At 40.0% G+C, this 13430-nt stretch carries 12 protein-coding genes; 5 read left to right on the forward strand and 7 right to left on the reverse strand.

Annotation, left to right across the window (positions count from 1 at the left end; genetic code table 11):
* Nucleotides 1-2: 2 nt before the first annotated feature.
* The 5 genes from AC07VK_RS05420 to AC07VK_RS05440 all read right to left on the reverse strand — a co-directional run bounded on the left by AC07VK_RS05420 (nt 3) and on the right by AC07VK_RS05440 (nt 6370).
* Nucleotides 3-1616 carry a hypothetical protein gene (locus AC07VK_RS05420; protein ID WP_492958861.1) on the reverse strand — a complete coding sequence of 538 codons (1614 nt, stop codon included), beginning with the start codon at nt 1614-1616 and terminating at the stop codon, nt 3-5.
* Nucleotides 1616-2635 carry a 3'-5' exonuclease gene (locus tag AC07VK_RS05425; protein ID WP_492958863.1) on the reverse strand — a complete coding sequence of 340 codons (1020 nt, stop codon included), beginning with the start codon at nt 2633-2635 and terminating at the stop codon, nt 1616-1618. Before AC07VK_RS05425 ends, AC07VK_RS05420 begins: the two co-directional genes overlap by 1 nt.
* 6 nt (nt 2636-2641) lie before the next feature.
* Nucleotides 2642-3277, reverse strand: a complete 636-nt coding sequence (locus AC07VK_RS05430) for an alpha-ketoglutarate-dependent dioxygenase AlkB family protein (protein ID WP_492958866.1) — start codon at nt 3275-3277, stop codon at nt 2642-2644.
* A 409-nt stretch (nt 3278-3686) separates the two neighbouring features.
* Nucleotides 3687-5516, reverse strand: coding sequence for an ABC transporter ATP-binding protein (locus tag AC07VK_RS05435; RefSeq protein WP_492958868.1), 1830 nt, complete (start codon nt 5514-5516; stop codon nt 3687-3689).
* Between the two features lie 446 nt (nt 5517-5962).
* Nucleotides 5963-6370 (reverse strand): VOC family protein, encoded by a 408-nt coding sequence (locus tag AC07VK_RS05440; protein ID WP_492958870.1) that lies wholly within the window; start codon nt 6368-6370, stop codon nt 5963-5965.
* A 1029-nt stretch (nt 6371-7399) separates the two neighbouring features.
* Between AC07VK_RS05440 and AC07VK_RS05445 the strand changes: the two genes are divergently transcribed.
* On the forward strand, nt 7400-7852 hold the full coding sequence (locus tag AC07VK_RS05445; RefSeq protein WP_492958872.1) for a VOC family protein: 453 nt from the start codon (nt 7400-7402) through the stop codon (nt 7850-7852).
* A gap of 52 nt (nt 7853-7904) precedes the next feature.
* Here the strand turns inward: AC07VK_RS05445 and AC07VK_RS05450 are convergent, their stop codons facing one another.
* On the reverse strand, nt 7905-8261 hold the full coding sequence (locus tag AC07VK_RS05450) for a VOC family protein (protein ID WP_492958874.1): 357 nt from the start codon (nt 8259-8261) through the stop codon (nt 7905-7907).
* Between the two features lie 132 nt (nt 8262-8393).
* Entirely contained in the window at nt 8394-9140 is a 747-nt protein-coding gene (locus AC07VK_RS05455) for an SDR family oxidoreductase (RefSeq protein ID WP_492958875.1), read from the reverse strand.
* Nucleotides 9141-9222: 82 nt separating this feature from the next.
* Here AC07VK_RS05455 and AC07VK_RS05460 point away from each other — a divergent pair, with 82 nt between their 5' ends.
* From AC07VK_RS05460 to AC07VK_RS05475, 4 genes are all read left to right on the forward strand, one after another.
* Entirely contained in the window at nt 9223-9606 is a 384-nt protein-coding gene (locus AC07VK_RS05460; protein WP_426329523.1) for a winged helix-turn-helix transcriptional regulator, read from the forward strand.
* 212 nt (nt 9607-9818) lie between these two features.
* Nucleotides 9819-10691, forward strand: coding sequence for an alpha/beta hydrolase (locus AC07VK_RS05465; RefSeq protein WP_492958877.1), 873 nt, complete (start codon nt 9819-9821; stop codon nt 10689-10691).
* 151 nt (nt 10692-10842) lie between these two features.
* A complete protein-coding gene (locus AC07VK_RS05470; RefSeq protein WP_492953633.1) occupies nt 10843-12543 on the forward strand; it encodes a ribulokinase in 1701 nt (566 codons plus the stop codon).
* Complete coding sequence (locus AC07VK_RS05475) at nt 12540-13241, forward strand: L-ribulose-5-phosphate 4-epimerase (RefSeq protein ID WP_492958879.1); 702 nt, start codon at nt 12540-12542, stop codon at nt 13239-13241. The genes AC07VK_RS05470 and AC07VK_RS05475 overlap by 4 nt, the downstream gene beginning before the upstream one ends.
* The last annotated feature ends 189 nt before the right edge of the window (nt 13242-13430 follow it).

The raw sequence follows: 13430 nt of genomic DNA on the forward strand, positions 1-13430 counted from the left end.
AATTATAAAATGGTTGGAACGTTATTTATTTTGTTAATTAATTCTTGGATTTCACGCATGGAACCTTTGAAGGATTTTTTTACTGGAATATTCAGCTTTTTTGCTAATTTTTTAAGTTCAGATGGAGCTAGATGAGACAACTCTTCATTTTTGATTAATTCAGATTGAGCAACTTTGTTTGCTCTTTCTAAATCTTTAGTCACTACCTCTTTTTTTATTAGGTTTTTATTAGATATATCTTTTGTTATTTCCCAAATTGTTGCCCTTACAGCTTTTGTTCGATTTGTAACAATTTCTTGAAAGTAAGATAATATCTTACCCCTGTCAAGCGAAACTAGGGGATGGTTATTAGCTTTAATAAAATCTTCTGTAAGATCTACACTCAAAGTTTGTTCAAACTGGTGTAAAAATTGGAAATCTATTTCTAGTTCGTTTACAACTTCTACCTTCTCGCCGCATATTACATATTGAGGATTTTGAATGTTATTTACATTTGGCTGATAGATACCTCTGAAAAGTTCTTCCAAGAATTCTGTTTCATAAATATCTTTTTTTCCATTAAAAGTGAATTGAAAAATGCTTTCAATTATATGATAATCAAGTCGATTCTCCAATTCAAATTTAATATTGACTTTCTTTCCATCAACCTGATAAGCATTTCGCAAACCTGTGTATCCTATGTGAAGACCAAAAAGAAGTGTAATTTCTTCAAGTTTAGTAGAAGATAAATTTGCTTTTTTTAGATATGAGATGAGATCTTCAAGACTTTTCGATCTAGTTGAGCCATAGGTAGCTAGAAGAATAAAATCATATAGAATGGAATTTTTCAGTGAGTCATCCGGCTTAATAACCCCCAAGCTAGTCCGAATATCTACTCCGAGTTCTCTTGCGAGATTTCGTACTGTTTCATTGTTAACATCACTGTAAATAAGCTTCAAATATGGCGACCATTCACTTTGAAATTTGTTAGAAAAAAGTCCTATATTTTTTCTATCAAAATCAAATTCAAGATCTTTTTCAGCCAAGGAGACTTCATCCGCGATTTTGGAATTAAAATGGCCAAGGGTGGCAAAATAGTTTTTAGGATAGGTCAACTTTTGAAATGCTGCCGCAACCTTTGAGAAAGAAAATCCACCTAAAATAACATTAAATCTATTGATGTTTTCCGTAAGATCAGTTACATCGTAGCTTGGAATTGAAACATTTTTCAATTTTATCTCGGTTGGTTTGTTAATATCATCCGCGCCACTATCCACTAACCTTTGCGGAATAAATGCTGTTGCAATATTGGTATTCCAGATAGTAATATCAGCTTGTTCTTTTTCTTTGAAAAATATTTTTTTTATTCTAGTAATAGGCAAGCAACTGTTCAAAATGAAAATACCATCATCTATGGGCAATAATTTCATTTTTTCATCATTAGTTAAGACGATCTCTATTGAGCAATTAAACTGTTCCACCCATTTGTATTCCGAAAAGAGCAATGAGCTAGCAAATGGCTCGACCTTCATTTCTTGACTTTTTTTGAAGAAGTTGAATGGCATGATCAAACCTGCACTAAAATAAACTGGCAGATCTTTGGAAAATATCGGAATATATAAGCTTGAAGTTTTCATTATAAATTTTCTATTTCATATGTTGTTGGATCGATTCCTAAAACACTCGTTGAACTTATCAAAAATAAGTTTCTTCTTGCCCTTGTAAAGGCTACATAGTAATCTTTTTCCTCCACAATATTCAAATTCTGGATGTTCAACTTCCAATCTTGAAAATCTGGAAGGATTACTGTATCAAATTCTATCCCTTTGGCAGACTTAAATGTAGTTACATGGACCCCACCAATATCTAAAATTTCTTCACCATCATGAATATACATTGTGCATTTCACACCTTTGGAAAGCAAAAGTGCATGACAATTTCGAACATTACTCTTTTTTGGCAGGAAGATTCCGATGTTGTGCGTATCAGATTCAAATTCATTAATAATGTCAATCATACCTTGGGTACGCTTTTCCCAAATCCCACCAGTAACAAGACATTTTGGTTTTATTCCAGTGCTACGATCTCTTTGTAAGGTCTCCATCACCACATTAGAGATTAACTTCTTCGGCAGCGCGGCTGAGGTAAATTGCATTATTTCATAGGAATTCCGAAAATTTTCATCTAGTTCGTAGAACTTATTGTCTGGGAATAAAGATAAAAGCTGTTTTTCACTACTAGAATGTTCAGGATAGAGAATTTGCTGTTCGTCGGCACCGTAGGAAACTGTTTCTACAAATCTTTTTAGATATGTATAACAATCATTATTATTGTCCTGCGCTTCATCGACAATTATCTCATCGATATGCTCTGAAGGATCGAAACTCCAGCCAGTAGTTCTTTTAACTGCCCTACCAGCCTCGGCATTTTCTTTTGCCGCGCATTCAGAGAGATACCTTTCCAATGTTTTAGTGTAAGTCAGGATTAAGCTTTTCTTTGTTCCAATGCTGTGATTTCTGATGTGGCGCCAAAGGGAAACAACACTTTTACCAGTCCCGGGTCCTCCTGCAATTGCGACTGCAGCAGGTTCATCAAGTACCGCCTTTTGAGGGTCGGTTAACTCCGCATAAATAGGGAGCTTAAAATAATATGGCATAGAGTTCTAATTTAGAACTCTAAAGGTAAGATTTATTCGTTCACCAACAAGCTTAGAAGTTTTGGGCACTTGATGTTGCCAGTAATGCTGGAGCTCACCGGACATAATTAGAAGGCTACCTTTTTCGAGTTCTATCTCAATCTTTTGTTTAGTTTTCAAATGTCTGAGCTGGAATGTTCTTGTTGATCCAAAGTTAACCGATGCGATCACAGGATTTAATCCGAGCTCACGCTCTGCATCAGTGTGCCATGATATTGAGTCATTTCCATTACGGTACAGATTAAGCAAAACACTATTAAAAACCACATTCGCTAATGTCTTAATCTTATCTCTTATTTCTATTAAATCTTTGGTCCATGGGGATGGTTGTAACGTCAATCCTGAAAACGAATAGGGCTTATCACTATCTCCGTACCAGGCAGTAAGTCTTGGAAAGGGAATCTTTTTACCATACATATTCATAGACTCTTGCTTCCAATCTGATTCTGATCTAAGTCTTCGAAAATAACTATCACTTTCTACAGGGGTAAAAAAATCAGGAATAAAAGTAAATTCCCCATTAGGTATAATATTTATTCCTCTAACTGGTTTAAGGGCTTCATCTCGTTCTTGAGCAGCTCCAAAAATATCAATTTGTCCCATGATCAAAATTAAATTTTTATATCTTAAATTTTTTAAAAAAAACACTTAAATAACACTCAGTTGGTGGCTCAATTATATATAACAAATATTGCTAAAATAATTAGTAAAAACAATTCAGTTTTATATCATTTATTCTTTCAAGGCTTAATTAAATAATTAATTAAAGGGCAAAAAAACTGTATTTGAAATTAAAATAAGATTATTTTTTCTAAAATTTATCTATGTTTAAAGAATAGCAATTGTAACCAAAAAACACAGATGAAAAGGTGAGTGATTAGGTGAGTCACATTTTGAAGTCTTCCAAATAGCCTTTAAATGCTGAAAACTGAACGAAATTCACGCCCCAGCGAGATCACCAAATGCGAAAGACTAAATAAATCAAGTTCTCTCCCATTTCTGTATCTAACCTTTACGCTTGCACCTCGAACTGCAAGCCGCTCAAATACCTGTACAAACCTTGTTCACTGTTAATGAGTTCCTGATGGGTACCCGATTCAATAATCTGCCCCTTTTCCATCACCAGGATCCGGTCTGCTTCACGAATGGTGGATAAACGGTGTGCGATAATGATAGAGGTTCGGCCGCTCATTAATTCTTCCAGGGCTTCTTGTACCAGGCGTTCCGATTCAGAGTCGAGCGAAGAAGTGGCTTCATCTAAAATTAATATAGACGGATTTTTTAACAGCGCCCGGGCAATGGCAATGCGCTGACGTTGTCCGCCTGAGAGTTTTACCCCCCGCTCTCCTACTATGGTGCCGTAACTTTCCGGAAATGCGCTGATAAAATCATGTGCATTTGCCCGTTTAGCGGCCTGTATAATTTCTGCTTTGGTAGCCGTTAACTTGCCGTATGCAATGTTTTCCAATATCGTTCCGCCAAATAACATTACATCCTGCGGAACAATAGCGATCTGGTTCCGGATATCCGTAAGCGAATAGGCAGCGGCTGGTTTGCCATCGAACAGGATTTCGCCGCTTTGCGGATGGTAAAACTGCAGTATCAATCCTGCTGTAGTCGATTTGCCCGATCCACTCGGACCTACTATGGCTATTTTTTGTCCGGCTTTGGCCTCGAAAGATACCTGGCTTAATACGGCTGCTTCCGGCCGTGAAGGATAGGCAAAATTGACATGATTAAAAGCGAGATTCCCCGTTATTTTTTGGCTCGTTACCTGGTCCTTTTCATTGATGGAAACGGCTTCGCCCTGCTCTCCCAATATTTCCAGTACCCTTTCGCTGGCTCCTACAGCCTTTTGCAGGTTGGCAAAAAGTTCGGGAAAACTGCCCAGCGAACTACCGAGGAACATCGCATATAATGAAAATTTTAAAAGTTCGCCAAAGGTTATTTCATGCTGACTAACCAGCACGCAGCCATAGCCGATTACTGCCAGTACCCCACCAAAAACGCACAGCACGATAAAGGAAACAAACATGCCCCTGAATTTTGCGCCCTTAATGGCAATATCGGCTACCTCGCGGATGGTGTTCCGGTAACGCGTGGCCTCGAATGCCTCGTTTACGAATGCTTTTACATTGGCAATACCCGATAAAGTTTCTTCCACTATACTGTTTGATTCGGCCATTTTATCCTGCGCCTGGCGCGAAATCTTTTTGATAAAACGGCCAAACAGCACCGCAAATACAATCATCACGGGTAAGACGAGAAGCAGGGCAAAAACCAGCTTTTTCGATATGATGGCCATAAAAACGACACCGCCAACAAACAGCACCAGCTGCCGCAACAGCTCTGCAATGGTGGTGGTTAACGTGTCTTGAACCTGTGAAAGGTCGGCAGAGATCCGGCTGTTCAGTTCACCTACCCTGCGGTTCGAGAAGAAATTCATGGGCAGGGTGATCAATTTGAAGTAAGTGTCGCGCCTGATGTCGGCCAGGGAGCGTTCTGCTACCGTAACAAACCATAAGATCCTGAAATAAGACACTACCGCCTGCAAGGCCAATACTGCAAAAGCTAACATTAAAATGCCCTGTATGGTGCCTGGCAGGTAACTGTTGGTGTGTTTGCCCTGTGCCGTATCAATTAAGGCACCGATAAAAGATGGAAAGGCCAGCCCGACCAAACTGGACAAAAATAGAAAAAACAGCGCAGCAATAAATTTACCACGATAAGGTTTTAAATAAGTAAGTAAACGGGCAACGTTGCCCAAACTTTCTCTGGTTATTTTTGCTTTTGCTAATTCAACGCCCGGTGCATTTCCGCTGTTTAACTGTTTTCTTGCCATTATTTTGATGTTGATCGTTGGGATATATTCCTTTTTTAATGCCTGTTGTGACACCAAACAGGATTGTGGTAGTGAAGACGGATCAACATCAAAAATACTTTAAATATTTTTAGCTTTTAAGTAGGTTAGTCTGGAGGTTTATACTGGTGATGAAAAATGAATGCTTATTGGTTATTCTTCCAAATCAACAGATTTAAAATTCCGGTACAAACAGCCCCATCGTACTAACTCTTCAGATCCTTTGAGAAGCGATCAATAAAAGATTTCTAAAATTGGGCGTCATTTCGACTGGAACGCAGTGGAATGGAGAAATCTTTGAACTGTGTTAAAAGATCTCTCCACTGCGGTCGAGATGACGAAAGATTGCTTCCCTCGTTAGGGACAGGCTGTCGGCTGAAAGCCTTTTCTCATCCGATAGCTATCTGATAACGATTATTCTCTACCGGTTAATTACTGTCAAACTTCTCTATAGCTTCGGGTGTAACTGGTGTAAAAAGGTTCACCAGGTTGCCATCGGGATCTCTTAATAATAAAGATTGATTGCCCCAGGGCATGATAGTAGGTTCTTGTACGATGTTACCTTTTAAAGAAGCAGCCAGCTGATCGAAAAGTTGCTGTACATCATCCACCCTGAATTCGATAATCACACTGCGGTTCTGTGCGGGCTGTGCCACATGGTTACCACCAAAAAACTGTAAAGTACGGGTGCTGCCAATGGCCAAAGTTGCGGTTTTGGTTTTCAGTTCGGCGAAATCGGGCGTGTACCTGGTGGCGGTTAAGCCTGTTACCTGTTCGTAAAAATGGATAAGTGCCGCTACCTGATCGGTGATAATGCGTGTTGATATTAAATTCATTGTCAATTGTTTTAATGATGCAGCGAAGTTATCGGGGGCTTATGACAACCGTTTGTCAGCGCTGATGTTTTTTTTTTCTTTTTCCCGTAAATATTCCTAAAGGCTATATTGATGCGGAGCAAACATGAAATCGGCCGCATTAGCTGCTTACATCCTATCTAAACGGTATATTCTACAGTTATTTCTTAGTGAATGATCCTGGCTGCTCCGACACAGCCATACACCAACCATACCTTAAAATAACTTTCTCTTTACCTCTTATTTAGCTATTGTTAGCCTGCCAACCTAAAGCGACGCAAATCTTTGACCAACCTGATCTAGAACAAGACTACAACTCAACCGAAGTAAGTACAAAGCAGTGTGTAAGTAAGTACCACGCAAGCCTGGCCGGAAGGTGGCCTAAACGTGGGCTAAAGGTGGCATGAAGGTGGACTTTTTAATTTTTTTTTGAGGATTTTTAATCAGATGGATTGATTTGGGTGATCATCCCTTTTTGATTAACCTAATATACTAAAATTATGATTATCTGGAATGGAATGATCAAAATTAACGGGCAAACGGACGATCTGTCTTTTACAATACGGAATTAAGGTTTTATAAACCAAGGCCTGGAGGGCATCTTCTGAGCGCAGCATTGGAATGTTTAGCCATGTTTTTTAGATGACCTATTTTCAAATGGCATTTATGGCTTTGGCAGCCAGTTCAGCTTAAGCCATGAGTCAAAGTCTTTTTATTTACCAGTTTGTTTATCAGAATGGCATCAACCAACATACAATGATCAGCTTGCCTCGCAGCTCACCGTTTCCATCTCAGCAAGTTCTAAGGTAAGGTTCACCGAACATCCATCAAGCGGTCTGGTACAGTGCTTAACCATTGCAGAAATGGTGAATAGCTGTCCCGGTTTCAGCTCAACTGTGTGGTCCTCAAGATCAATTAATATACCTGCTGTTCCGATTTATACAATTTACTCTATAAAACATCGGTTAGTTTTGTGAAATTCCTTAATTTTAAATGATAACCAAATACGTTATGGAACAGAACCAATTGATCAGAATGGATAATATGGGCATTGTTGTGGCATCGCTCGACAATGCAATCTCTTTTTTCACCGAAATCGGACTGAAACTTGAAGGACGGGCAACAATCGAAGGAGAATGGGCAGGTAAGGTTACCGGGTTGGGCAACCAGCACGTGGAAGTCGCCATGATGGTTACCCCCGATGGCCATAGCCGCCTTGAAATTTCACAGTTTCTTGCTCCGCTTACCATTTCAGACCACCGCGAAGCACCGGTTAATTCCCTTGGCTACCTGCGTGTAATGTTTACGGTTTCAGATATCGACGAGTTGTTGCCTAGACTGCAAAAACACGGCGCCACATTGGTTGGTGAAGTTGTTCAATATGAAGACACCTATAAACTTTGCTACATCAGGGGATCAGAAGGTCTTCTGATCGGGCTTGCGCAGGAACTTCACAAAAAATGATGAAACTGATAACCCGTGGCTTCTTTTAAAGGATAGGGCATCGGTCCCATCCTTATAAAGACCACACGGCAAGCTCATAACCATCCGGATCAAGGAACTGAAACCGGCGCCCGCCAGGGAAAGCAAAGATTTCTTTTGAAATTACGCCGCCTGCTTGAATCACATTTGTTCTTGTCCCTTCTAAATCCTGTGAGTAAAGTACAACCAGGATGCTTCCTTTCGACGGCGCTCCAATGGTAAAACCTCCATCCACAAAATCCCCTTCAAAAGCGGTATATTCAGGTCCGTAATCGGTAAAAACCCATCCAAAAGCCGATGTATAAAATGCTTTGACCTTTTCAAGGTCGCGGGAAAGAAATTCAAGGTACTGCACCTGCTGGTGCTTTAACTTCTGCGGCGTTTTGCTCATAAATAGGTTTGCTTGATCAGCAAAAATACCTATAAATGGGCTTGCCTCCCAAAAAAATATTGTTTTGGTTTCAAGATGCTTTCCTGGTTACTGGTACAGACAGCCTTCGCCTGTACCTTTAACCATCTCGTCTTAGGCTTTCAGGCTCATGCCCCCGTCCATTACGATTTCTGCTCCTGTAACATAAGTGGCAGCATCACCACAAAAGAAGGTAACCATTTTGGCCACATCCTCAGATTTTCCGATTTTGCCGAGCGGAATACGGCCGATCAGCCACTGGTTAATGCCTGCTAACTGTTCTTCGCTCAGTCCTATTTTGTTCATGATTTCTGTAGCGATAGGGCCTGGACTCACACTGTTCACCCGGATCTGGCGTGGTGCAAGCTCTACCGCTGCAATACGCATCACCGAGTTCAGTGCTGCTTTGCTTGAAGAGTAAATTGAACTGTTTGCCCCGTCCATGTGTGCGGTATTAGAAGAAAGGAATACCACAGAACCACCATCATTCAGCAATGGGATAAATTTGCTCAAAGTAAAATATGCACCTTTAAAATTAACACCAAAAATGTTATCAAAACTTTTTTCAGTGGCATCTGCAATGCTGCTCTGCTCCACTACACCCGCATTAATAAACAGGATGTCAATTTTACCAAAGATTGTTCCTACCTCACTCGCTAATCCTTCAATTGCGGTAATCTGGCTCTGATCTGCCACCAATCCTATTACACCAAGGTCTGAAGCAGCCTTTTCAACGGCATCTTTCCTCCTTCCGGTAATAATCACCTCTGCACCCTGTGCTTTTAATTCTTTGGCGGTGGCATAACCGATGCCGCTATTTCCGCCGGTTATCAGCGCTTTTTTTCCTGTTAAATTGTTCATGATAAAAAAATAAATTTTATACCTGCAAAAATATGGTTGTATTGGTATACTTTTGTAGTCAGTATAACAGAGTATACCAGTTATGGAAACAGAAAAAACAATCCAGATTGCAACAGAGGTGCTGTCTAATCCACGAAACCAAAAAGAAGAGGTACAAGCTTTACAGGATACGCTTTATGTGCTCGGGGGCAAATGGAAACTACCGATCATCAATTCCATCTGTAATGGAAATAAAAGATTCCGGGATATTGAAAGAAGCATTCCGGGAATTACCACGCGGATGTTGAGTAAGGAATTAAAGGAAATGACGGCAAACCAGCTGATCAAAAGAACAGTGATAGACGATACTCCTGTAAGTATTGAATATACTTCCACTGAATACTGCCAGTCTTTTGGCGGTATCATCCTGGAAATGATCAGGTGGGGCAAAAGCCACAGGCAACGCTTGAAGGGAACTGCTGATTAGGTCAATGGCTAACAATTTTTATCGATACAAAGTTCCATGATCTTAAAAGAACGAGACTAAGCAAATCTATCTTTGTGGTAGCCAAATTGACTAAGAGCGCATTATCTTATTGAGATCAATTTTATCGGGCCGAATGAAAATTGTATTTTTCAAAAAAAAACGGCAGATAAATTAAGCACAGCTTAATGCGCCAAACACCCTATAAAAAACATATGAATAAAGCATTTTTAACTTTTCTTTTAACTTTTTTTACGGCAGTAGTTTTTGGACAAAAAAACAGGACAAATGAAAGCGATAAAAGTAAACCCTTTGTCTTGGGGCGAATAGAAGAAATCCAATCAAAAGAACTGGCTGAGAAAAGAATCCTGAACATTTACCTTCCCGAAGGCTATCAACAAAACGATACCACTAAATATCCGGTAATTTATTTGCTTGATGGTTCTGCAGACGAAGATTTTATCCATATTGTAGGGTTGGTGCAGTTTAATAGTTTCGAATGGGTAAATCAGGTACCTAAATCAATTGTGGTGGGCATTGCCACTGTAGACCGGAAACGGGATTTTACTTTCCCTACCTCAATTGAGGGCGACAAGAAAAGATATCCTACAACAGGCCATTCGGATAAATTTATTTCGTTCATTGAAAAAGAGCTTGAGCCGTACATTCAATCAAAATATAAAACGAATGCGAACAAAACACTTATTGGGCAATCTTTAGGCGGTTTGCTGGCTACTGAAATCCTGATTAAAAGACCTGCGCTTTTTAATAAATACATTATTATTAGTCCTAGTTTATGGTGGGATAACGCTTCGTTGCTAAATCAGGATTCCGAAATAAAGGAAAATACGTTTAAGCAACAAACCGATGTTTACATTGGTGTAGGTAAAGAAGGCCTTACACCAACTGAAATACCCAGGGTGATGGAAGTAGATGCAAATTTACTAACTGAAAAAATTAAAGGTTTCAAAAACAAAAATGTGCGGGTATATTTTGATTTTTTGCCACAGGAGAACCATGCAACGATTATGCACCAGGCGGTGTCCAATTCTTTTAAATTTTTATATCCGGTAGTGAAAAAAGAATAGGGTTTAGAAAAAATATCCGACAAGAGTGGCATGCAACACCTATATACAAAATCAGGCTACTAAAACGTTAAAATGAAGGTTTTTGATTAAAAAAGTAATAAAATTTTTTAATTCAAAAAAATAAACGTTAATTAGACATTTATTTATTGTTATGAGCACAGCAAACTATGTAATTGGAGTGGATTACGGGACAGATTCTGTCCGGTCAGTTCTAGTCGATACCGCAAACGGAAAAGAAATAGCATCGTCTGTTTTTCTTTATCCAAGATGGCAGAAAGGTTTATATTGTAAACCAGCTGTTAATCAGTTCCGCCAGCATCCGTTAGATTATATTGAAGGTTTAACACACACTATAAAAGATTGTTTAACAAAAGCAGGTGGTGCCGATATTGCACATCTGGTAAAGGGAATTTCGGTTGATACAACTGGGTCAAGTCCGGTGGCTGTTGATGCAACGGGTACTCCCCTTGCCCTGACCAAAGATTTTGAAGAAAATCCAAATGCCATGTTTGTGCTTTGGAAAGACCATACATCAGTTAAAGAAGCCGCAGAAATTAATGAACACGCTACTAAATTCAGTACCAATTACCTTAAATATGTAGGTGGCATTTATTCATCAGAATGGTTCTGGTCTAAATTATTACACATATTAAGGGTCGATCCGACTATTAAAAAAGGTGCGGCATCGTGGGTAGAACATTGCGACTGGGTTCCGTTTTTGCTTTGTGGTGGAAACGACATTACAGCAATGAAACGTAGCCGTTGTGCCGCCGGGCATAAAGCACTTTGGGCAGAAGAGTTTAACGGCCTACCTCCTGAAGATTTCTTTAGTAGTCTTGATCCGCTTTTAGCAGGCTTCAGAGATAAATTATTCTCCGATACCTATACTTCTGATGTTGCTGCGGGAACACTGAGCGAAGAATGGGCAACTAAACTGGGCTTAAGTACAGATGTAGTTGTTGGTGTTGGTGCATTTGATGCACACATGGGTGCAGTTGGCGGACAGATTGAACCTTACTACCTGAGTAAAGTAATGGGTACAAGTACCTGTGATATCTTGGTTGCACCAAACCAGGATTTACATGGAAAATTGATTAATGGGATCTGTGGACAGGTTAATGGCTCGGTAATTCCGGGTATGGCAGGTTTAGAAGCCGGTCAATCTGCTTTTGGTGATGTTTATGCCTGGTTCAAGAATTTAATCAGCTGGCCATTAAACCATTTGCTTACTGAATCTGATGTAATTGATGAAGCTACAGCTACTGCATTAAAAGCAGAGCTCGAAGGAAAAATAATCGCCAATTTAAGCAAGCAGGCTGATGCTTTACCAGAGGGCGACTACGCCGAACTGGCTATTGATTGGTTGAACGGCCGTAGAACACCAGATGCCAATCAGGAACTTAAAGGTGCCATAACGGGTTTAGGTTTAGGAACAGATGCGCCACGGTTTTTCCGTGCCTTAGCTGCTGCCACCTGTTTTGGTGCAAAAGCCATTGTAGATCGTTTTAAAGAACAGGGCGTTCCGGTAAAAGGAATTATCGGTATTGGCGGTGTAGCAAAAAAATCGGCTTATATTATGCAGATGATGGCTGATGTATTGGAAATGCCCATTAGAATCCATCGTTTTGAGCATACCTGTGCATTAGGTGCGGCAATGTTCGCTGCTGTAGCAGCTGGTGTTTATCCAAATATCGAAGCAGCCATGGCGGCCATGGGAACAGGTTTTGAGAAAGAATACAAGCCAAATATTAAAAAACAAAAACTTTACCGCCAGCATTACCAACAATATTTGGGGCTAGGCAGGTACCTGGAAAAATACAATAAAAAAGATGTAAAACCTTATTTATCATGAGCAACTATCAGGATATAAAAGAGCAGGCTTACCAGGCCAACATGCAGTTGCCCAAATTGGGGCTGGTACTTTTTACCTTCGGCAATGTGAGTGCTGCAGATCGGTCGAAAGGTGTTTTTGCCATTAAACCAAGCGGTGTACCTTACGAAGATTTGTCGCCGGAGAAAATGGTGATTGTAGATTTTGAAGGAAATACTGTTGAAGGAAGTTTACGTCCCTCGTCGGATACTAAAACCCATGCGGTTTTATATAAACACTGGGCAGAAATTGGCGGGATTGTACATACACATTCTACCTATGGCACAGCTTGGGCACAGGCACAAAGGGCAATTCCAATTTTCGGAACTACCCATGCCGACCATTTAACAGTAGATATTCCGTGTGCACCACCAATGGCTGATGAAATGATTAAAGGGAATTATGAGTACGAAACGGGTTTTCAGATCATGAACCATTTTGAAAGTTTGGGTTTAAGCTATAAAGAAGTTGAGATGATTTTGGTGGGTAACCACGCGCCTTTTACCTGGGGAAAAACAGCCGAGAAAGCCGTTTATAACAGTGCGGTTTTAGAAACTGTGGCGCAGATGGCTTTGCTAACGGAACAAATTAATGCTAAAGCCCCAAAGTTGAAAGATTCGTTAATAGAAAAACATTACGAGCGTAAGCATGGTGATGGTGCTTATTATGGACAGCTTTAAGGTAGTCTTTAGTCACGAGTCTAAAGTCTTTAGTCTTGGGTGCAGAGATAGCGTTGCATAATAAGTTTGGAAAGCAGGTACAGTGGTGCTTGGGGAACGAAAGTCCCGCCATTCGCTATAGTCCCGATGTAAAATCGGGATAAAACGGAAAGCAGGACTGCCCTAACCGATGGCATACGGAACCTTGCT

It is taken from the genome of Pedobacter sp. GW821-FHT01D05 (assembly GCF_059422505.1).

Bases quoted from the DNA above. Each gene is read 5' to 3' on its own strand.
- AC07VK_RS05450 (WP_492958874.1), bottom strand. From the start codon at position 8,261: ATGAGCAAAACGCCGCAGAAGTTAAAGCACCAGCAGGTGCAGTACCTT.
- AC07VK_RS05475 (WP_492958879.1), top strand. From the start codon at position 12,540: ATGAGCAACTATCAGGATATAAAAGAGCAGGCTTACCAGGCCAACATG.
- AC07VK_RS05460 (WP_426329523.1), top strand. From the start codon at position 9,223: ATGGAAACAGAAAAAACAATCCAGATTGCAACAGAGGTGCTGTCTAAT.
- AC07VK_RS05455 (WP_492958875.1), bottom strand. From the start codon at position 9,140: ATGAACAATTTAACAGGAAAAAAAGCGCTGATAACCGGCGGAAATAGC.
- AC07VK_RS05435 (WP_492958868.1), bottom strand. From the start codon at position 5,516: ATGGCAAGAAAACAGTTAAACAGCGGAAATGCACCGGGCGTTGAATTA.
- AC07VK_RS05470 (WP_492953633.1), top strand. From the start codon at position 10,843: ATGAGCACAGCAAACTATGTAATTGGAGTGGATTACGGGACAGATTCT.
- AC07VK_RS05445 (WP_492958872.1), top strand. From the start codon at position 7,400: ATGGAACAGAACCAATTGATCAGAATGGATAATATGGGCATTGTTGTG.
- AC07VK_RS05425 (WP_492958863.1), bottom strand. From the start codon at position 2,635: ATGCCATATTATTTTAAGCTCCCTATTTATGCGGAGTTAACCGACCCT.
- AC07VK_RS05440 (WP_492958870.1), bottom strand. From the start codon at position 6,370: ATGAATTTAATATCAACACGCATTATCACCGATCAGGTAGCGGCACTT.
- AC07VK_RS05465 (WP_492958877.1), top strand. From the start codon at position 9,819: ATGAATAAAGCATTTTTAACTTTTCTTTTAACTTTTTTTACGGCAGTA.
- AC07VK_RS05420 (WP_492958861.1), bottom strand. From the start codon at position 1,616: ATGAAAACTTCAAGCTTATATATTCCGATATTTTCCAAAGATCTGCCA.
- AC07VK_RS05430 (WP_492958866.1), bottom strand. From the start codon at position 3,277: ATGGGACAAATTGATATTTTTGGAGCTGCTCAAGAACGAGATGAAGCC.